Annotated in this window: 19 protein-coding genes and 1 rRNA gene; 15 read left to right on the top strand and 5 right to left on the bottom strand. The window is 68.4% G+C overall.

The genetic code is table 11. The annotated features are described in order from the left end of the window. Positions 1–130 precede the first annotated feature (130 nt). Positions 131–1,189 carry an NAD-dependent epimerase/dehydratase family protein gene (locus VMT40_RS34460; protein ID WP_442790105.1) on the top strand — a complete coding sequence of 353 codons (1,059 nt, stop codon included), beginning with the start codon at positions 131–133 and terminating at the stop codon, positions 1,187–1,189. Positions 1,190–1,204: 15 nt separating this feature from the next. On the opposite strand, the gene VMT40_RS34455 is transcribed toward VMT40_RS34460, so the two are convergent. Then, positions 1,205–2,590 carry a hypothetical protein gene (locus tag VMT40_RS34455; RefSeq protein ID WP_326363661.1) on the bottom strand — a complete coding sequence of 462 codons (1,386 nt, stop codon included), beginning with the start codon at positions 2,588–2,590 and terminating at the stop codon, positions 1,205–1,207. Positions 2,591–2,715: 125 nt separating this feature from the next. Between VMT40_RS34455 and VMT40_RS34450 the strand changes: the two genes are divergently transcribed. The 4 genes from VMT40_RS34450 (at position 2,716) to VMT40_RS34435 (ending at position 5,823) form a co-directional block, all read left to right on the top strand. After that, complete coding sequence (locus VMT40_RS34450) at positions 2,716–3,381, top strand: glycosyltransferase family 2 protein (protein ID WP_326363659.1); 666 nt, start codon at positions 2,716–2,718, stop codon at positions 3,379–3,381. A 23-nt stretch (positions 3,382–3,404) separates the two neighbouring features. Continuing rightward, on the top strand, positions 3,405–4,127 hold the full coding sequence (locus VMT40_RS34445; RefSeq protein WP_442790111.1) for a TIGR04282 family arsenosugar biosynthesis glycosyltransferase: 723 nt from the start codon (positions 3,405–3,407) through the stop codon (positions 4,125–4,127). A 119-nt stretch (positions 4,128–4,246) separates the two neighbouring features. Then, positions 4,247–5,371, top strand: coding sequence for a molybdopterin-dependent oxidoreductase (locus tag VMT40_RS34440; protein ID WP_326364013.1), 1,125 nt, complete (start codon positions 4,247–4,249; stop codon positions 5,369–5,371). Continuing rightward, positions 5,368–5,823: a hypothetical protein gene (locus VMT40_RS34435; protein WP_326363656.1), complete on the top strand. Its 456-nt coding sequence runs from the start codon at positions 5,368–5,370 to the stop codon at positions 5,821–5,823. Before VMT40_RS34440 ends, VMT40_RS34435 begins: the two co-directional genes overlap by 4 nt. Here VMT40_RS34435 and VMT40_RS34430 read toward each other — a convergent pair. Both VMT40_RS34430 and VMT40_RS34425 read right to left on the bottom strand, forming a co-directional pair. Continuing rightward, the gene (locus VMT40_RS34430; RefSeq protein WP_326363654.1) at positions 5,747–6,781 is read right to left on the bottom strand and encodes a sensor histidine kinase; all 1,035 of its coding nucleotides are present in this window, start codon (positions 6,779–6,781) and stop codon (positions 5,747–5,749) included. The two genes, VMT40_RS34435 and VMT40_RS34430, sit on opposite strands and share 77 nt — an antisense overlap. Continuing rightward, on the bottom strand, positions 6,771–7,487 hold the full coding sequence (locus VMT40_RS34425) for a response regulator transcription factor (protein WP_326363653.1): 717 nt from the start codon (positions 7,485–7,487) through the stop codon (positions 6,771–6,773). Before VMT40_RS34425 ends, VMT40_RS34430 begins: the two co-directional genes overlap by 11 nt. Positions 7,488–7,736: 249 nt before the next feature. On the opposite strand from VMT40_RS34425, the gene VMT40_RS34420 reads away from it, so the two are divergent. Continuing rightward, complete coding sequence (locus VMT40_RS34420) at positions 7,737–8,957, top strand: low temperature requirement protein A (RefSeq protein ID WP_326363651.1); 1,221 nt, start codon at positions 7,737–7,739, stop codon at positions 8,955–8,957. A 4-nt stretch (positions 8,958–8,961) separates the two neighbouring features. Here the strand turns inward: VMT40_RS34420 and VMT40_RS34415 are convergent, their stop codons facing one another. Then, entirely contained in the window at positions 8,962–9,681 is a 720-nt protein-coding gene (locus tag VMT40_RS34415; protein ID WP_326363650.1) for a DsbA family oxidoreductase, read from the bottom strand. Between the two features lie 176 nt (positions 9,682–9,857). On the opposite strand from VMT40_RS34415, the gene VMT40_RS34410 reads away from it, so the two are divergent. From VMT40_RS34410 to VMT40_RS34390, 5 genes are all read left to right on the top strand, one after another. Then, positions 9,858–11,042 (top strand): NAD(P)/FAD-dependent oxidoreductase, encoded by a 1,185-nt coding sequence (locus VMT40_RS34410; RefSeq protein WP_326363649.1) that lies wholly within the window; start codon positions 9,858–9,860, stop codon positions 11,040–11,042. A gap of 26 nt (positions 11,043–11,068) precedes the next feature. Further along, positions 11,069–12,001, top strand: coding sequence for an RNA polymerase sigma-70 factor (locus tag VMT40_RS34405; protein ID WP_326363647.1), 933 nt, complete (start codon positions 11,069–11,071; stop codon positions 11,999–12,001). A gap of 123 nt (positions 12,002–12,124) precedes the next feature. Next, a complete protein-coding gene (locus VMT40_RS34400) occupies positions 12,125–12,394 on the top strand; it encodes a DUF3761 domain-containing protein (RefSeq protein WP_326363645.1) in 270 nt (89 codons plus the stop codon). A 102-nt stretch (positions 12,395–12,496) separates the two neighbouring features. Next, positions 12,497–13,120, top strand: a complete 624-nt coding sequence (locus tag VMT40_RS34395; protein ID WP_326363643.1) for a DNA-3-methyladenine glycosylase — start codon at positions 12,497–12,499, stop codon at positions 13,118–13,120. 55 nt (positions 13,121–13,175) lie between these two features. After that, positions 13,176–13,745: a Clp protease N-terminal domain-containing protein gene (locus VMT40_RS34390; RefSeq protein ID WP_442790104.1), complete on the top strand. Its 570-nt coding sequence runs from the start codon at positions 13,176–13,178 to the stop codon at positions 13,743–13,745. A 155-nt stretch (positions 13,746–13,900) separates the two neighbouring features. Here VMT40_RS34390 and VMT40_RS34385 read toward each other — a convergent pair whose 3' ends face one another. Beyond that, positions 13,901–15,514, bottom strand: a complete 1,614-nt coding sequence (locus tag VMT40_RS34385; RefSeq protein ID WP_326364011.1) for a 2-isopropylmalate synthase — start codon at positions 15,512–15,514, stop codon at positions 13,901–13,903. 214 nt (positions 15,515–15,728) lie between these two features. Between VMT40_RS34385 and VMT40_RS34380 the strand changes: the two genes are divergently transcribed. The 4 genes from VMT40_RS34380 to VMT40_RS34365 all read left to right on the top strand — a co-directional run. Beyond that, complete coding sequence (locus VMT40_RS34380; protein ID WP_326364009.1) at positions 15,729–16,403, top strand: FadR/GntR family transcriptional regulator; 675 nt, start codon at positions 15,729–15,731, stop codon at positions 16,401–16,403. A 104-nt stretch (positions 16,404–16,507) separates the two neighbouring features. Then, positions 16,508–16,936 carry a DoxX family protein gene (locus VMT40_RS34375; protein ID WP_326363642.1) on the top strand — a complete coding sequence of 143 codons (429 nt, stop codon included), beginning with the start codon at positions 16,508–16,510 and terminating at the stop codon, positions 16,934–16,936. A gap of 188 nt (positions 16,937–17,124) precedes the next feature. After that, positions 17,125–18,408: a tyrosine--tRNA ligase gene (gene tyrS / locus VMT40_RS34370; RefSeq protein ID WP_326363640.1), complete on the top strand. Its 1,284-nt coding sequence runs from the start codon at positions 17,125–17,127 to the stop codon at positions 18,406–18,408. Positions 18,409–18,953: 545 nt separating this feature from the next. After that, positions 18,954–19,073: ribosomal RNA gene (locus tag VMT40_RS34365) — 16S ribosomal RNA — on the top strand; the annotation flags it as partial.

The raw sequence follows: 19,073 nt of genomic DNA, 5'->3' as shown, positions 1-19,073 counted from the left end.
TCACTACGTGATGAATTGTGCGCCACGCGGCCGCCCAGGGCAAGCACCGCGTCTGACCAAACCATGACGAACCGGACGAACTCGGCCGGTCCGGTCGTGTGCGGCCGCGCGGCCGCACAGAATCGGGCCCATGCGTGTACTTCTGACCGGCGCGGCCGGGTTCATCGGCTCGCACATTCACCGCGCGGCGCTGGCCGCCGGCCACGAGGTCGTGGCGGCCGACCTCATGCTCGCCGCCGCCCACGGCCCGGCCGCGGTGCCCCCGCCCGGCATCGCGCGCGTGGACGTGCGCGATCCGGACCGCCTCGACGAGCTGCTGCGCGGCATCGACGTGGTCTGTCATCAGGCCGCCGTGGTCGGCGCGGGGGTCAGCGCCCAGGACGCGCCCGCCTACGCCAGCCACAATGACCTGGGCACGGCCGTGCTGCTGGCGGCCATGGAGCGTGCGCAGTGCCGCCACCTGGTGCTGGCCTCGTCGATGGTCGTCTACGGCGAGGGCCGGTACGTGGATTCCGCGGGCGCGCAGACGAATCCGGCCCCGCGCACCCGCAACGACCTCGACCACGGCCGCTTCGACCACTACGGCCCCGACGGTCGCCCGCTGACCTGGGCACCCATCGACGAGGACGCGCCGCTGCGGCCGCGCAGCCTCTACGCCGCATCCAAAGTGGCGCAGGAGCATTACGCCCTCGCGTGGGCGGCGGCCACCGGCGGCACCGTGACCGCGCTGCGCTACCACAATGTGTACGGCCCCGATATGCCCAGGGACACACCGTATTCCGGGGTGGCCGCCATCTTCCGCTCCGCGCTGGAGGCCGGTGAGTCCCCGCGCGTGTTCGAAGACGGCACGCAGGCCCGCGATTTCATCCACGTCCGCGATATCGCCGCCGCCAATGTCGCCGCCCTCGAACATCCGATGGGCGCGTTCACGCCGCTCAATATCGCCTCCGGCAATCCCCTCACGATCGGTGAGGTGGCCGCGATTCTGGCGCGTGCGTGCGGCGGCAAGCCACCGGTGATCACCGGCGACTACCGCGCGGGCGATGTCCGCCATATCGTGGCCAGCCCCGAACGAGCCCGCCGCACACTGGGTTTCGTCGCCGAGATCACCCCGGGTGTCGGCCTGGCCGAGTTCGCCACCGCCCCGCTGCGCAGCACCGCCGGAACCGGCGCGCCGACTTGGCGGTGAATTCGGCCGCGGCGGCTACCAGTTCGTCAGGATCAGGTGATTGATCAGCAGCGCCCCCGCCGCCTGCACCACGAGCCAGAAGCGGGTGCTGTGGCGGGGCAGCAGTGCGGTGGCGGCCAGCGCCCAGACATCGAACGGCAGCCAGATCCGTTCGGTCTCGGCCTTGCTCAGCCCGCTGATGTCCGCCACCAGAATGGCGGCGACCCCCGCGGCCGCCACCAGGGCCGCCGGATCGACATGGGAGCGCCAGCGCCGCAACCAGTGTCGGAGGGGATGCAGGGGCAGCACCTCGAGCTCGACGAGCACCCGGCAGCTCGCCGCCGCGGTGGCCAGTCCCACCGCGCACACGGTCGCCGCGAGATTGCCCCACACCCAGTACGAGTACGGGCGCGTGCTGGCAATGCCCTGGTAGTAGCGCTCCACCACGAGGTGATAGCCGGTGAGCCACCAGAATCCGGCGGCGGCGAAACCCGCCACCACCGCGAGCGCACCCGCCAGCGCGGGCAGCAGCGGCCGGAACGAACGCGCCAACAGCACCGCGGCGGCCGGAATCGCCATCAGCACAAGGCCGTAACTCAGGAACAGGGTGAACCCGAACAGCAGCCCGGACGCCACCGCGGTGACCATCCACCCCCGCCCCAACCGGGTCGCCAGCGCCAGCAACGCCACCGCCCACGCGCCCACCCCCGCGAACAGCCCGTCCGCCGACACCGCAATCCAGACGACCGCGGGCATCAAGGCGAGGAAAGGCGTTGCGGCCCGGGCCCGATGCTCCGACCCGAGCGCCCGAATGGCGAACGGCACCGCCGCCGCGGCACTGGTCCCCACCAGTAGGCACAGCAGCCCCGCCCACGCGCCCCCGCCCAGCCCTATGCGGTCCAGCAGCACGAACACCAGCAGCGCGCCCGGCGGATGCCCGGACACGTGCGTGGTCCACGAATCGGGCTGGAAATCCAGGATGCGCCCGGAGAATCCGCGCAGCACGGCCCCGATGTCGTGCACGCCGCCGACCTCGTGCAGATACTCGTCACGGGTGGTGAGTCGTCCCGCGAAGCCGCGCTGCCAGCCGTCCACCATGGCCAGCGCGAACGCCCACACCGCCGCCGTCGCCCAGGTGGCCGCCAACAATCGGCCCCACGAGAGTCGTTGCGCGAGGCCCGGCCCGAACCGCACCACGGCCGCCGCGACGGCGATCGCGGGTATCGTGCCCCACCCGAGGTGCGGCAGCCAACCGCCGAAGATCGGTGCGGCCCCGGCGTACAGCTTGTCCCGCCACGGTTTGCCCTCGATTCGCGGAACCAGGAAGGCCGCGAGCACGAGGAGAAAGGCCGCGAGGGCGCAATAACCGTCGACGCGGGTGGAGACGTAGCGCGCGACCCTCGTCGCGGAAGCGTTCGCCATGCCGGAAACCCTAAGCCCCGAAACCCGCCGGAACTGTCCGGATAGCCATTCTGCCTGCTCTTGTCATACTTTCGTCATGCGTGTCCCGGGGTCGAAACGACCCCGTTGGCCGTACGGTCGAGGCCATGACCGAGTGGGACTCCGAACCCGGGGTCACGGTGGTGATCCCCTGCCGGGACGAAGCGGACGCATTACCCGGCGTACTGTCAGCAATTCCCCCGGATTATCGGGTGATCGTGGTGGACAACGGTTCCACCGACGGCACCGCCGAGGTGGCGCGGGCCGCGGGCGCCACCGTGGTGACCGAGGCGACCCCCGGCTACGGCAGTGCCGTGCACGCCGGGGTGGATGCCGCCCGCACCGAGCTGGTGGCCGTGCTCGACGCTGACGGCTCCCTGGATCCGGGCGAGCTACCGCGCCTGGTGGCCGAATTCGGCCCCGGCGTCGATATGGTGGTCGGCCGCCGCCGCCCGGCCGTGCCCGGCGCGCTGCCGCTGCACGCGCGAATCGGCAACTGGGCCTTCGCCTTCCGGCTACGCCGCCACTACGGACTGAACGTGCACGATATTGCCGCCATGCGGGTGGCCCGCCGCGACCGCCTGCAGGCGCTCGGCCACCTGCACGCCCGCTCCGGCTACCCGCTGGCCCTGCTGACCGGCGCGGCCCGCGCGGGCTGGCTGGTGCTGGAGCGCGACATCACCTATCGGCCGCGGACTCACGGCGAGTCCAAGGTCTCCGGCTCTTGGCGCGGCACCCTGCGTGCCGCCCGCGACTTCTGGAGCGTGCGATGACATCCGGTGAACCCACCGAGATCATGTTCCCCCGGCCCGGTGTGGAGGGTCCGCTCGGCGCGGCCGAAACCGTGCCCGCCACCCTGCTGATCATGGCGAAATCACCCATTCCGGGTTTCGCGAAAACCCGTCTGACACCGCAGTTCTCGCCCGTGGACGCCGCCTACCTGGCGGCCTGCGCACTGCTCGACACCCTGGACGCGGTGCGCGAGAGCGGTATTCGCCACCGCATCGTGGCCTGGACCGGCGACCTCGACCGCGCCGAACGCGCCGTCGAACTCGCCGCGGCCCTGCGCGACGTGACCGTGGTCCCGCAGCGCGGCGACAGTTTCGGCGAACGCCTCGCCAATGCCCACCTCGACGCCGCCGATTTCGGTGTGCCCGTGCTCCAAATCGGCATGGACACCCCGCAGGCCGACGCCGACCTGCTCACCCGCTCGGCCGTCCGTTTGGTCGCCACCGGTGACACGGTGCTCGGTCCGGCCACCGACGGCGGCTGGTGGGCGCTCGGCCTGACCGACCCGCGCCCGGCGCACCTGCTCACCGACATTCCGATGTCGACGGACCGCACCGGTGAGCTGACCGAAACCGCCCTGCGGCATGCCGGTTTCCGGGTCCACGCCCTGCCGACCCTCACCGACGTCGACACCTACGACGACGCCATCGCGGTCGCGGCCATCTCCCGGGGTCGCTTCGCCCGCACCGTCACCGAACTGGTGACCACGAAAACGCCTGTACCACTCTGAGATTCGACGCTCGAAAGGAGCCCGCGGTGCACTCAGAAGACACCGAAGCCGCGGACGCCGTCACGACGGTGGAGAAGCCCGACCCCGCGTCCGAAGGGGTCGGGCGGCCCGCCCTCTTGCTGCCGCCCCCGCTGTCCGAACGGCTGTCCTCGGCCCGGTCCACCGCGGTGGCGGCGCGCGTCGGGATCGCGCTCGGGGTGGGCATCACGATCCTGTTCGTGACCGGGCTGATCAGCCATTTGATTCAGCACCCGCCCGAATGGTTCTGGTGGCCAACGCATCCGGTGTGGCTTTACCGGGTCACGCAGGGCACCCACGTGACGGTCGGGGTCATGATGATTCCGCTGCTGCTGGTGAAGCTGTGGTCGGTGTATCCGCGGTTCTTCCTGAAACCGTCGGTGCGGCGGGCGCTTCCGGAGGTGTTGGAGCGCGCCTCGGTGGCGGTGCTCATCGGCGCGGTGCTGTTCCAGATCGTGACGGGACTGTTCAATACGGCGCAGTTCTATCCGTGGAAGTTCTTCTTCACCACGACGCATCACGCTATGGCCTATGTGGCGTTCGGCGCGGTGGTCGTGCATCTCGCGGTGAAGCTTCCGGTTGTGCGACAGGCACTTTCACGTCCAGTAACCGAGCCCGAGGAGCCGCGAGCGGGTGTCTCACGTCGTGCGGTTCTCGCCGCCGCGGGGCTCGGGGCCGTGGTCGCGGGTCTGGCCGTGGCGGGGCAGTCGGTGCCCTTCCTGCGCTGGGTTTCCCTGCTGGCCCCGCGCAGTGGTGAAGGCCCGCAAGGTGTTCCGATCAACCGTACGGCCGCGGCAGCCGCCGTCACCGAGACCGCGCGCTCACCGCAATACCAACTGATGGTGAAAGTTGGTGGCCAGCAACGCGCTTTCTCCCGCGCCGACCTGGAGGCGATGCCGCAATATGACAGCGTCCTGCCGATCGCCTGCGTCGAGGGTTGGAGCGCGACCGGCCACTGGTCCGGTGTCCGGCTGCGGGATCTGCTGGCCCGAACGGGCGAATACGGCGGCGGTGACGTCCGTTTCGTCTCCCTGGAGACGACCGGCATCTACGGCTCCTCGGTGCTGCCGCACGGCTTCGCCACCGATTCCTCGACCCTGATCGCGCTGCGGCTCAATGGCGAGGATCTCACCCTCGACCACGGCTATCCGTGCCGGTTGATCGCCCCGAACCGCCCGGGCGTCCTGCAGACCAAATGGCTGAAGTCGATCGAGGAACTGTCATGACCTTCATGCGAATCCTGCTGGGCGCGTTGGGTATCGGTCTGGCCGCCTACGGGGTCGAGCTGCTGCTGAAGATGAGCACCACCGATCTGAAATCGGTCGCCACCTGGTTCATCGGCGCGATCCTCGCCGAGAATCTCGTCTTCGGACCGGCCGCCGCCCTGCTGGGCGCGCTCGGCCACGCCGTGCTCCCGCCACGCTGGTGGCCCGCCTACGCCGTGGGCGCGTTCTGCAGTCTCGCATTGGTGCTCATTGCGATCCCGGTGCTCGGCCGGGAGGGCGCGGTCCCGGGCAACGACACCATCCTGGACCGCAATTACACGGTTGGCCTGCTCGTCTGCCTGGCGGTCGTGTGGGCCGGGGTGGCCGCCTACCTGCTCACATCCGCTCGCCGGACTCCAGCAATGGCAGCCGCACCTCGAAACGCGCACCGTCCGAACGATTCCGAGCACTGATCTCCCCGTGCTGCGCGGCCACCAGCCCGGAGGCGATGGCCAAACCCATCCCGCTGCTGCTGCCGAGTTCGCCCGCACCGGGGGACCGGGCCGCGCTTCCGCGATAGGCGACCTCGAAAATCCTCGGCAGATCGGCTTCCGCGATGCCAGGCCCGGTGTCATCGACACGAGTCCACGCCCACCCGTCCGCCGACCCGGCCGAGATGTCGATGCGCCCACCCGGCGGGGTATGCGCGATGGCATTGGCCACCAGGTTGGTCAGCACCCGCCCGAGCGCCCGGTCGCTCCCGGCCACCACCAGCTTGTCCTCGGGTTGTGTTGCGGCCAGCGTAATTCCGGCCCGCTCGGCGGTGGGTTGATTGGCGGCCAGCACCTCGTCGACGACCTCGCGCAGGTCCACCGGCTCCAATTCCAGCCGCAGCGCCCCCGAATTGATCTTCGACATCTCGAACAGGTCGTCCACCATCGAGGAGAGCCGATTCGTCTCGCGCACAATCCGTTCCGCGTACCGCTGCACCTCGCCGGGCTCCGCCACCACGCCGTCGACCAGGGCCTCACCCATGGCGCGAATGCCTGCCAGGGGTGTCCGTAGGTCATGGCTCACCCACGCCACCAGTTCTCGCCGCGATCGTTCGGCGGCGCGCTCCTGCTCGAGCATTTCCCGCTCCCACACCATGGCCCGCGCCTGCGCGCGGCCCAACACGACGGCGGCGGGCACGGTGACGGCGGTGACCACCGCCAAAACCACTGCCGTGCGCTCGAATTCGGCCCCGAACATGAGTCCGCTCACCGCCACCACCCCGCACAGGGTGGCCACCGTCGGAATCAGCACCAGCACGGCCAGACTGGTGGTGACGGCGCGATTGCGGGTGTACCGCAGCAGTAGCGCGCCGACCGCCACCACCGGCAGGGTGCTCGCCAGGGCGTACCCGATCAGGCCGGGTGTGTCAGTCGGCACCGGTCGCCTCCTCCGCTGTCGGTTCTCGCTCGGGTTCGGCCCGCCCCCACGCGTAGCCGCGTCCCCACACCGTCTCGATCCGATGCGCGGCACCCAGCTTGGCCCGCAATCGTTTCACGTGCACGGTGACCGTCGACAGATCCCCGAAATTCCACCCCCACACCTCGGCCAGCAACTCCTGGCGGCTGAACACCCGCCGCGGATGTGCCAGCAGAAACGCCAGCAGATCGAACTCCCGGGCGGTCAACTCCACCGGCATCCCCGCCGCCACCACGGTCCGCGCGGCCCGATTCACCTCGATCCCGTCCGCGCGCAACACCTCCTCGGCGACCGGCTGCGGCGGATGCGCCCGCCGCAAGACCGAGGCCACCCGCAGCGCCAGCTCCCGCGGACTGAACGGCTTGGTCACGTAATCGTCCGCCCCGGCCTGCAAGCCGATCACCCGGTCGTCCTCCTCACCGAGCGCCGTCAGCAGAATGATCGGCGTCTGCGGATGCGCCCCCGCCCGCACCGCCCGCGTCAATTCGATCCCGTCCGGCGCGGGCATCATCACGTCCAAGACCGCCAGATCGATGTCATTGCGCGCCAGCACCGCCGCGGTGGCGGGCCCGTCGGCGGTCTCCACCACTTCGAGCCCATCGCGCTCCAAATACCGCCGCACCACTTCACGCACGACCGGATCGTCATCGGCCACGAGAATCCGCATCAATCCACCCTAGGCGCCGCCCTGCCCGAATCGCCTGGTCCGAGCTCTTCTCCCGCACCCCGTCACAGATTTTTCACCGTGCCCATGCCCAAGATCGGCTCGCGCCCGCGTTCGGATCGGTCCGCACGGGTGTGCGTGCGCGGGGTTGGCGGGTGCGAATGCGGGGGATGGCGGCCGCGAGTGCGCGGGGGTGTCGGTGCGGGCGCGGCGAATGCGGCGGGATAGCGGGGTCGGCTCTACGCTCTGCACGTGACCAGCGATATGTCCGGTTCGGCGGCGGAGATCGAGGCGGAGGGCGGGCAGGTCCGGGTCTCGACCCTGGAACTGTTCTTCGATCTCGTCTTCGTTTTCACCATCACACAGCTCACCCATGTCTTCACCCACCATCCCGGCTGGGTCGAACTCGGCCATGTGGCACTGATGTTCGTGATCATCTGGTGGATGTACAGCGGATTCGTCTACCTCACCAATGAGGTCGCGCCGAAGAGCACCTCCCGCCGTACGTTTCTGTTGGTCGGGATGTTCGGGTTCTTCGTCCTGGCCATCTCGATTCCGGGCGCGTTCCAGGGTTCCGGGCTGGCGTTCGGCCTCGCCTACTTTCTGGTGAACACCGTCCACTCCGCCATGTTCGCGACCTCGGGATCGGCCGGGGCCAGCTCGGCGATCCTGCGTCTCGCGCCGTTGAACTTGCTCTCCGCCCTCCTGGTGATGGCCGGAGGCCTCGCCGAGGATCGAATGCGCACGCTGCTGTGGGTGATCGCGGTCCTCACGCAGGTGCTCTCGCCCAACCTGGTCCGGACCGAGGGATTCGTGGTGCGCCCCAGTCACTTCTGTGAACGGCACGGGCTGGTCGTCATCATCGCGCTGGGCGAATCTGTGGTCGCCATCGGCGCCAATCTGAGCGGTCAGGACCTGACGGTGGGTCTGGTCGCGATCGTGGCGCTCGGCCTGACCCTCGGATACGTCCTGTGGTGGGCCTATTTCGGCTTCGACGACGAACGCGGTGAACACGCGCTCGCGGCACTGCCGGAGGCGCAGCGCGTGCGGCCCGCGGTACTCGCCTACGGCTACGCGCTCATCGTGCTGCTGCTGGGCATCATCCTGACCGCCGCGGGGCTCGCCATGACCATCGCGCACGGCGACCAGCCCGCGAGCACGGCCGCGGCACTGTCGCTTTCGGGCGGCGTGGCCCTGTTCTTGTTGGGCCAGTGCGCATTCCGGCTGGCGCTGCGCCTGCCCCGCCCGTGGTGGCGATTGGTCGCCGCGGCCTGCGTCCTTGCCACCGCACCTGTCGGAATCGCCTGGGTGGCATGGGGACAGCTCGTCGTACTGATCGTGGTGGCGTACGGCTTCGTCATCGCCGACGATGTGATCTCCATCCGAACTGGTGAGGACAGCTGGTACGTGATCCCCGCCGAGTCACCGTTCGGCCGCCTGATGGCCCGGTACCGAGACCGCAGCGGCGGGTGACCCGTCAATTCCGTTGCGGCAGTTCGCATCCGTCCGGCCCGCAGGCGTCGCCGTCGGCCACCATCGCCAGCTTCGGCGCGTGATCGCTCCACGCCTGCGCGAGCGCCTGGGCGAACACCTCCGACGGCTGCGCGCCCGAGACCCCGTACTTGCGGTCGAGCACGAAGAACGGCACACCTCGCGCGCCCAACTGCGCGGCCTCGGCCTCGTCGGCGCGCACCGCGTCGGCGTAGGCGTTCGGGTCGTCGAGCACCGCGCGCACGGCCGACTCCTCGAATCCGGCCGACACCGCCACCCGGACCAGCCGCTCGGCATCCCCGAACAGCGGCTCCTCCTGGGCGAAGTTGGCCGCGTACAACGCATCCAGCAGCTGCTCCTGCTTCCCCTGCTCGTGCGCGAAGTGCAGCAGCCGATGCATGTCGAAGCTATTGCCGAAGTCGCGGCCCGAGGTCAGGTAGGTCAATCCCATCGCCTCGGCCTGCGCCCCGATGCCGCGCTCATTGGCCGCGGCCTGCGCCTCGCTGATCCCGTACTTCTCCGCGATGTGCGGCACCACCGCGTCGCTGTGATCGCGCGGCAGGGTCGGGTCCAATTCGAAGGACTTGTGCACGACCGTCACCTCGTCACGATGCGGGAACGCCGCGAGGGCTTCCTCGAATCGCCGCTTGCCCAAGTAGCAGAACGGGCAGTTGATATCGGTCCAGATCTCGACCTGTACGGCCATCACACCTCACTCCGACGCTGTTTCCGCAGGCCGGAGGGCCCGGCCACCCTGATGCCAACCGGTAACCGGGCCCGAATGTTCCACTGTGATCCAGTTCACATCTATGCATTGTCACGTTCGCGGGGGCTGTCCTGTCTCATGCCCGACCAACACGGAACAACCCTTCGGAGCCAAAGATGAACGCCAACACCACCACCCAGCGAATCGTCGTTCTCGGCGCGGGCTACACCGGCATGCTCGCCGCCATCCGCCTGGCCCGACGCACCCGCAAACTGGACGTGAAGATCACCCTGGTGAACCCCTCGGACCGCTTCACCGAGCGGCTGCGCATGCACCAGATCGCCGCCGGACAGGAACTGGCCGACTACCGCATTCCCGCCATCCTCGACGGCTCGGGCGTGGTCTTCCACCGGGCCGCCGCCCTCGCCATCGACACCGAGGCCCGCGTCGTCACCCTCGACGACGCCACCGAACTGGCCTACGACAACCTGGTCTACGCGCTCGGCAGCAGCACCGACACCTCGATCGTCCCCGGCGCGGACCAGCACGCCTGGACGCTCAACGATCCCCGCCTGGCACACCGCTTCTCGGAGCGACTGACCGAGATCGCCACCGCCGCGGGCACGGTCACCGTGGTCGGCGGTGGACTGACCGGCATCGAGGCCGCCACCGAGATCGCCGAAGCGCACCCGAACCTGACCGTCACCCTGATCAGCGCGCAGCAGCCCGGCGCCATGATGGGTGACAAGGCCCGCGCCCACCTCGAGCGCGCTTTCGATCGGTTGCGCATCGTGCGCAGGGTCGGCGTGAAGGTCACCAAGGTGCTGCCCGACGCGGTACGCCTGGACACCGGCGAGATCCTCGCCTCGGATCTGACCCTGTGGACCACCGGCGTGAAGGTCGCGCCGCTTGCCGCCGAGGCCGGAATCGCCGTCGACGAGCGTGGACTCATCGTCACCGACCCGACCCTGCGCTCGGTCTCGCACCCGGAGATCTACGCCATCGGTGACGCCGCCGCGATCCGTATGGCGTGGGGCCAGGTGCACGGCACCTGCCAGACCGGCATGGCCAGCGCCGCCTACGCCGCCGACACCCTGGCCCAGCGGCTGCGCGGAAAGACCGTGAAGCCCTTCCGAATCGGCTACTTCCACCAGCCGGTCAGCCTGGGCCGCAAGGACGCCGTCATCCAGTTCACCCATGCCGACGACACCCCGAACCGCTGGTACCTGAAGGGCAAGGCGGCCTGCGCGTACAAGGCCATGGTGAGCGGCAGCCCGGTCCCGACCTTCAAGATGAGCAAGCACATGACCATGCAGGCCCAGCTGTCGAACGGTGGCCGCGCCACCCGCGAGACCGCATGACGCGATTGACGGTAGGAATGAGTCCCATGCTGGACCACGACCCCACGCCCGCCGAACCGCGCGACATCGATCCCTTCGTCGCTCACCGCAGACTGCTGTTCGGCACCGCGTACCAGATGCTCGGCACCGTCACCGATGCCGAGGACGTCCTGCAGGACGCCTGGATCAAATGGCATGAGGTGGACCGGGATTCGGTCACCCACCCCAAGTCCTACCTGGTCCGCACCGTCACCAATCTGGCGCTCAACCGGCTCACCTCCGCGCGCGCCACCCGCGAAACCTATGTCGGGCCCTGGTTGCCCGAACCCCTGCTCACCACCGCGACCGACGCGGCACAGGAGACCGAAATGGCGGACACCGTCTCGACCGCCATGCTGGTCGTCCTCGAAACCCTGAACCCCGTCGAGCGCGCGGTGTTCGTGCTGCGGGAGGTCTTCGGCTACTCGCACGCGGAGATCGCCGGGTTCCTGGACAAACCCGAGGCGACCGTCCGCCAGATCTCCCACCGCGCGAAGAATCACGTGCATTCGCGGCGGCCACGTTTCGACGCCGACCCGTCCACCCGGACGGAGATCACCGAGAAGTTCATGGCCGCCGCCCAGGGCGGAGATGTCAACGCGCTCATGGAATTGCTGGCCCCCGAGGTGACGCTGTGGAACGACGGTGGCGGCAAGGTGACCGCGGCGCGGCGGCCGTTGTTCGGGCCGGACCACGTGGCGCGTTGGCTGCTGGGCGCGATGGCGAAGCCGACCAGCGCGGGCGTGCGACTCGAATCCGCCTGTATCAATGGTGAACTCGGGCTGATCGCCGTCCTCGGCGACTACCGGATCGGCGCGCTCACCTACGATATTCGCGACGGATACATCGAAAACATTCGCTTCCAAGTTAATCCGGACAAACTGGCCGGTATTCAGCGGCGGGCCGATGGTGAATCGGCCGGTGTATCGGTCGGCGAGTAGGGAATTCGGCGTTGTGGCCGTAGCGGTCCCGTAGTATTCGGCGCTCGTCGGGGGCGTTCGCTTCCGATTCGGCATCGTTTTTCTGCAAGGGATTTCGAATTGATCGGCCAGACAACGCGCCGCGTGGCGCGACATATCCTGCCCTGGGCCGCCGCGGCCTTCATCGGTGCGAGCACCGCGCTCGCGGGCCCGGCCACCGCCGTCCCGGTTCTTCAGACCGCGTGCGCGGCAAGCGAATACGAGAACGTCGACGGCGCCTGCGTGCAGCGCCCGGAACAGTCGGCGACCGTGCCGGACGGGGCCACCGCGCGCTGCAAGGACGGCACCTACAGCTTCAGCCAGCATCGCCGGGGCACCTGCTCGGGCCACGGCGGCGTCGCCGAATGGCTGTGACCGTGTCCGCTCGCTAAGTCTCAGCTTCGAGCCAGTGTCGTCTCGAGCCGGGCGCCCTCCCGCCGCCGTCGCCGGGAGGGCGTTCCGGAAGAATGGGTCGGCGTGGGTGCCGAAGAACTTGCCGTCGAACCATTGCGCGCCGCGCGCCGACTGCTCGGTGCCACCCTGCGATCCGGCCCGGTCGGTATGCGAATCGTGGAGGTCGAGGCCTACGGCGGCGACCCCGCCGGACCCTGGCCCGACCCGGCCGCCCACTCCCATCGCGGACCCACACCCCGCAACAGCGTGATGTTCGGCCCGCCCGGCGTGCTGTACGTCTACTTCAGCTACGGCATGCACACCTGCGTGAACGTAACCAGCGGACCCGACGGCACCGCCAGCGCCGTCCTGATCCGCGCCGGAGAAATCACCGACGGCCTCGACATCGCCCGCGCCCGCCGCCCCGCCGCCAAAACCGACGCCGACCTCGCCCGCGGCCCAGGCAATGTCGGCAGCGCCCTCGGAATCACCCTGGACGACTACGGAACCCACCTCTTCGCCGCGAATTCTCCCATCCGCCTCGAGCTGGCCCCCGAAATCACCGACCTCGCAGCCATTTCCACCGGCCCCCGCGTCGGCGTCAGCCTCGCCGCCGACCGCCCCTGGCGACTCTGGCTCCCGAACTCCCCGGCCGTTTCCGCCTACCGCCGCAGCCCCCGAGCCCCGAAACTCGATCGCCCCGCATAGCGCCCGGCAAGGACTACGGTGGGTGAATCGACTGCTCTCCCCGAGGTGGAAGCCCATGTTCGAACGGTTCACCGATACCGCCCGCCGCGCCATCGTGCTGGCGCAGGAGGAAGCCCGTCTGCTCGGCCACGATTGGATCGGCACCGAACACCTGCTGCTGGGGGTTTTCGTCGGCGACGACCCGGTGGCCGCCCGCGCCCTCGGCGACCTCGGCCTCGATGTCTCCGGTGTGCGCGAACGCATCCGCCAGGCCGTCGGCGAACACGACAAACTCCCGCCCAGCGGCCACATCCCCTTCACCCCGCGCTCCAAGAAGGTCCTGGAGATGTCCCTGCGCGAGGCAATGCGCCTGCGCCACAACTACATCGGCCCCGAACACATCCTCCTGGCCCTGATGGCGGAGGGCGAGGGCATCGCCCCCCAAATCCTCATCAGCCTCGGCGCCGAACCAGCCGCCGTCCGCGCCCGCATCGCCGCCCTCGGCAACGCCCCCGGCGACGACCCCCCACCCCCATCCGAAGCCAACCTCTACCAACGCCTCTCAACCCTTGAGGCCCGAGTAGCCGAACTAGAGCGCCGCCTCGGCCCCGACACCGGCACCACCCCCGGCGACGTCCTCGGCTAGCCCCGAACCCTGGGTGACCTAAGCAAGATCAAGGAGCTTTGAGCGAGGGAATTCGGACGAATCTCCACACCAAGAGCTCCCTGATCTTGATCGCGGCCATACTCATCGGGCGACTGGGCGACGGGAGGGTGGTGGTCGGGCGTGTCGCGAATCGCTCAGGCCGGGACCGTCGCGCGTACCTGCGTGGCGGCGCGGCGGATCGCGGCAGTCGTTGCGCGGGAGGGGGTTTCACCCTCGCCGAAGGCCCAGGCCACTCCGTCGGGGCCACGATATTCCACGTACGCGGCCGTGCCCGTCGGGGTGGAGTTCGCGGCCACGCTCTGGGTCGTCACCGACAGCACCTCGATGGGGTAACCCCGCTCGGTCAGGAACGCGGTCGCCTCTTCTGTTGTCGCAGAAGGAATCTCCACCTCGATCGCATCGTCTGGGTCCATGCCCGCATATGTGGCGATGAACAGCTCCCGCAGCGTTGTCGCCGACACCTCGGTGCCCGTGGTGTCGGTGTGCCGCTGCACGTGGCGGGCGAAGTCGATTTGCAGGCGGCGGGGCAGGGTCAGGCCGTATTCGGATTCCAACAGATACGCGATGCCACCCTTGCCGGACTGGGAGTTCACGCGGATCACGGCGTCGTACGAGCGGCCCACGTCGGCGGGGTCGATGGGCAAATACGGCACCTCCCAGGGGATTTCGCGCTCGGGTCGGCCCAGGCGGGCGGCGCGCTCACGGTGTTCGGCGAAGCCCTTCTTGATCGCGTCCTGGTGCGTGCCGGAGTAGGCGGTGTAGACCAGGTCACCGGCGTAGGGGTGACGGTCCGGAACCGGGAGGCGGGTGCAGTATTCGACGGTGCGGCGGATGGCGTCGATATCGGAGAAGTCGATCATCGGATCCACGCCCTGCGCATGCAGATTCAATGCCAGGGTCGCCAGATCGACATTGCCGGTGCGCTCGCCATTGCCGAAGACGCAGCCCTCCACCCGCTGGGCTCCGGCCAGCACCGCCAATTCCGCGCAGGCCACGCCGGTGCCGCGGTCATTGTGCGGGTGCACGGACAGGATCACGCTGTCGCGCCGGGCCAGATTGCGATGCATGTATTCGATCTGGTCGGCATAGACATTGGGCGTCGCCACCTCGACGGTCGCGGGCAGGTTCAGGGTCACCGGGCGTTCGGGCGTGGCGTTCCACAGGGTGGTCATGCGGTCGCAGATGTCCAGCACATAGTCCGGCTCGGTCAGCATGAAGACCTCGGGCGAGAACTGGAATCGCACATTCGGCATGTCACCCGCCAGCTCCAGTACGTCCCGCCCGCCTGCGGTGATCAGCTCGGCCAGCTCGTCACGCGTCTTGCCCAACACCACATTCCGCCAGGTCGGAGCGGTGGCGGTGTACATGTGGATGACCACGTTATTGGGAATCCCGCGAATAGATTCCACGGTCCGCTCGATCAAATCCCGCCGCGCGGGCGTGAATACGACGATGGTGACATCGGCGGGAGCCAGTCGCTCCGCTCCGATCAGCCGTACGAAGTCGAAGTCGGTCTGCGAGGCGCTGGGGTAGCCGACCTCGATCTCCTTGTAGCCCATGGCCACCAGCAGTTCGAAGAATCGCCGCTTGCGTGCGGGATCCATCGGCTCGGCCAGGGCCTGATTGCCGTCACGCAGATCCACCGGTACCCACAGGGGCGCGGCGGTGATCCGCTTGGTCGGCCATTCACGTTCGGTCAGTGGAACCGAAACGCGTTGGTACACATCGCGATACCGATGCGACGGCATGACGGAGGGCTGCTGACGATTCCAGTTCGGGGGAGTGCTCACGGCGATTCGCTTTCGCGTCGGAAGGGGTGACCGGCGCAGCACAGCGAGCCCGCTAGCGGGGTGCCGGTCTGGTCAGACCCCGCCGCGGCGGCGAAGGAGAAGCAGGGCACCCGTAAGCATGTGGACTAGACTAGAGGGGATTCACTCCTCAGACAAGTAGAGAGGTCGACGAATAGTGGCGCAGGTACAACGGCACCCGCTCGCCGCCCAGGCCGCCGAGGTGCTGCTGACCCGAATTCGGGAGGGGGAGTGGGAACTCGGCCACCGGCTCCCCGGCGAGACCACCCTGGCAGCCCAACTCGGCGTCGGCCGCTCCACCCTGCGCGAGGCCATCCGCGAACTCGCGGGCAAGGGCGTCCTCGAAAGTCGCCAGGGCGCGGGCGTTTTCGTCACCGCCCTGGACGCCGCCGAGGACTGGGACACCGTCCTGCGCCGCAGCGACATCGTCACCGTCATCGAGGCCCGCATTGCCATCGAGGCCGAGGGCGCGGCCCTGGCCGCCCGCCGCCGCACCCCCGCCGACCTGCGTTCCATGCTGCGCGCCCTGGCCGCGCGCGCCGAAAGCGGTGACTCCGTCGAGGGTTTGGTCGACGCCGACACCGCCTTCCACCGCACCGTCGTGGCCGCCGCCCACAATGACATCCTGCTCGAGCTGTTCAACGCCTTCGTCCCGCGCTCGCGCCACGCCATGATCGACATGCTCCGCATCCGCCCCATGCGCAGCCCCGCCGCCGACCACGATGCGCACGAAGCCCTCTACAACGCCATCCGCGCCCGCGATCCCGAGGCCGCCGCCACCGCCAGCCGAGTGCACCTGACCTCGCTGAAGGCCGCCTTCGACGGCTAGCCCGAAAGATTTCTCCGCACCGGCGATGAGTTTCCGCGACGGCCTCCGTCCTATGGAGCAAGCGAGTTCGACACCGAACAGACAAGCCCCGAAAGGACATTCAGATGACCGCCATCGCCGCCACCCAGACCGTCGCCACCGCCACCGCCACCCCGGGCAAGATCCGCAATCGCGTCCTGTGGACCCTGCAGATCGTCCTCGGCCTCTTCTTCATCTTCGCCTCGGGTCTGCCGAAGTTCATGGGCCAGGCCGACGCCGTCCGCATCTTCCACCAGATCGGCTTCGGCGACTGGTTCATGTACTTCACCGGCCTGGTCGAGGTCTCCGGCGGCATCGGCCTCATGGTCCGCCGCCTGACCGGCCCCGCCGCCGCGGGCCTGTCCATCACCATGGTCTGCGCCGCCGCCACCCAGGCCTTCATCCTCGGCGCCCCGGCCCTGGCCCCCTTCCCGCTGATCCTGGTCGGTGTCTTCGCCTGGATCGCCTACGAGCGCCGCGCCTCCTTCTCCACCTTCACCAGCCTGGTGAAGTGAGCGCCGATATTCGCTAGACCCCCAGCCCGCTGCCGATGACACTCGGCAGCGGGCCTCGGGGCGTTCGGTGGTCATCCACCCGAATTCGCTGCCCGGCCCGCCGATCCTTCGATCGGCGGGCCGGGGTCGTTTCTCCACTACCCGGGCCTGTGCAACCTCGTCATTAACGTGCGGAAAGATAGGGAGTCGTGAGCGGCGACATCATTGATGAACTGACCTGGCGCGGACTGATCGCGCAGTCCACCGACCTGGACGCGTTGCGCGCGTCCGCGGCCAAGGGCCCGATCACCCTCTATGCCGGTTTCGACCCGACCGCGGCCTCCCTGCACGCCGGACACCTGGTTCCCCTGCTGGCGCTCAAGCGCTTCCAGCGGGCGGGCCACCGTCCGATCGTGCTCGCGGGTGGCGCGACCGGTCTCATCGGTGACCCCCGCGATGTCGGCGAGCGCACCATGAACTCCACCGACACCGTCGCCGAGTGGGCGGGCCGCATTCGGTCCCAGCTCGAGCGCTTCGTCGACCTCGGCGACGCCCCCAACGCGGCCATCATCGCCAACAACATGGACTGGACCGGCAATCTGAGCACGGTCTCGTTCCTGCGCGATATCGGCAAGCACTTCTCGGTGAACGTCATGCTGGCCCGCGACACGGTCAAGCGTCGCCTGGAGTCGGACGGCATGTCCTACACCGAGTTCAGCTACATGCTGTTGCAGGCCAACGACTTCCTGCAGCTGCGCCGCGAATACGGCTGCACGCTGCAGGTCGGCGGCTCGGACCAGTGGGGCAACATCATCGCGGGCGTGGAGCTCAACCGCCGCGTCGACGGCGAGCACGTGCACGCGCTGACCGTGCCGCTGGTGACCTCGGCCGACGGCAAGAAGTTCGGCAAGTCCACCGGCGGCGGCAGCCTCTGGCTGGACCCGGAGATGACCAGCCCGTACGCCTGGTACCAGTACTTCGTGAACACGGCCGACGCCGACGTGGTCCGCTACCTGCGCTGGTTCACCTTCCTCTCGCGGGAGGAACTGGACGAGTTGGAGAAGACGACCGCCGAGCGCCCGCACGCCCGCGAGGCGCAGAAGCGTTTGGCCGCGGAGATGACGACGCTGGTGCACGGCGAGGAGCACACCCGCTCAGTGCAGCTGGCCAGCCAGGCGCTGTTCGGTCGCGGTGAACTGCGCGAGCTGAACGAGTCGACGCTGGCGGCGGCGCTGACCGAGGCCGCGGTCGACGGCAAGGTCGCCGAGGCGACCACCGCCTCGACCATCGTCGACCTGCTGGTCGAGTCCGGACTGTGCGAAAGCCGCGGTGCCGCACGGCGTGCCGTCAATGAGGGTGGCGCGTCGGTGAACAACGAGAAGGTGTCCGACCTCGAGTGGACTCCCTCGGATGCCGACTTCCTGCACGGCAGCTGGTTGGTGCTGCGCCGCGGCAAGAAGAACTTCGCGGGTGTCCGGCGCGCAAAAGCCTGATAGGCAAACAAGATCGGCATGACCTGGGCCACAAACCAGTGGCCCAGGCGGCCGATCGGTCGGTTTCCCGACCGGCTGACCAGCGCAAACGCCTTGGCGACCAGCGGATTTGACCTCGCGTTATCCGCCGCGTAACTTATTCCAGGTCAGAGCGACACGGACACCGACCGGGACCGAAACGCCCAGCTCAGAGGCTGGAAATCGGAAGCGGATACGAGGTTGGACGAGGAGCGCCGGACACGAACACTCCAGCTGAAAACTGGTCCTTGACTCTGCGGAGTCTCGGGGCTAGGCTGGAAAAGTTGCCTCACTGGACATCCGATCAACTCGGATCGATGGTGCGTGCGTGTGTTCTTTGAGAACTCAATAGTGTGTCGATGAATGTCAGTGCCAAATATTTTATTTGGTTCCAATCATTCTCCCCCCGTGAGGGTGGTTGGACATTTTTTAGTCAGCTTAATTTCCGAGCTGGCGTTTTCTTGCCAAGGTTTTCGGACTCTGGTTAATTCTTCCGATTCCGCTCTTCGGGGCGTAATTGAGAGTCTTCAACGGAGAGTTTGATCCTGGCTCAGGACGAACGCTGGCGGCGTGCTTAACACATGCAAGTCGAGCGGTAAGGCCCTTCGGGGTACACGAGCGGCGAACGGGTGAGTAACACGTGGGTG

Origin of the sequence: Nocardia sp. CDC160 (genome assembly GCF_035818795.1) — a bacterium.
Taxonomy (GTDB): domain Bacteria; phylum Actinomycetota; class Actinomycetes; order Mycobacteriales; family Mycobacteriaceae; genus Nocardia.
Note: the sequence above shows the minus strand (reverse complement) of the source record. Positions and strands in the feature narration are given on the sequence as shown.

Excerpts from the sequence above, each read along its gene's own strand:
- VMT40_RS34460 (WP_442790105.1), top strand. The coding sequence starts at position 131 with ATGCGTGTACTTCTGACCGGCGCGGCCGGGTTCATCGGCTCGCACATT.
- VMT40_RS34455 (WP_326363661.1), bottom strand. The coding sequence starts at position 2,590 with ATGGCGAACGCTTCCGCGACGAGGGTCGCGCGCTACGTCTCCACCCGC.
- VMT40_RS34450 (WP_326363659.1), top strand. The coding sequence starts at position 2,716 with ATGACCGAGTGGGACTCCGAACCCGGGGTCACGGTGGTGATCCCCTGC.
- VMT40_RS34445 (WP_442790111.1), top strand. The coding sequence starts at position 3,405 with ATGTTCCCCCGGCCCGGTGTGGAGGGTCCGCTCGGCGCGGCCGAAACC.
- VMT40_RS34435 (WP_326363656.1), top strand. The coding sequence starts at position 5,368 with ATGACCTTCATGCGAATCCTGCTGGGCGCGTTGGGTATCGGTCTGGCC.
- VMT40_RS34425 (WP_326363653.1), bottom strand. The coding sequence starts at position 7,487 with ATGCGGATTCTCGTGGCCGATGACGATCCGGTCGTGCGTGAAGTGGTG.
- VMT40_RS34415 (WP_326363650.1), bottom strand. The coding sequence starts at position 9,681 with ATGGCCGTACAGGTCGAGATCTGGACCGATATCAACTGCCCGTTCTGC.
- VMT40_RS34410 (WP_326363649.1), top strand. The coding sequence starts at position 9,858 with ATGAACGCCAACACCACCACCCAGCGAATCGTCGTTCTCGGCGCGGGC.
- VMT40_RS34405 (WP_326363647.1), top strand. The coding sequence starts at position 11,069 with ATGCTGGACCACGACCCCACGCCCGCCGAACCGCGCGACATCGATCCC.
- VMT40_RS34390 (WP_442790104.1), top strand. The coding sequence starts at position 13,176 with ATGTTCGAACGGTTCACCGATACCGCCCGCCGCGCCATCGTGCTGGCG.
- VMT40_RS34385 (WP_326364011.1), bottom strand. The coding sequence starts at position 15,514 with ATGCCGTCGCATCGGTATCGCGATGTGTACCAACGCGTTTCGGTTCCA.
- VMT40_RS34375 (WP_326363642.1), top strand. The coding sequence starts at position 16,508 with ATGACCGCCATCGCCGCCACCCAGACCGTCGCCACCGCCACCGCCACC.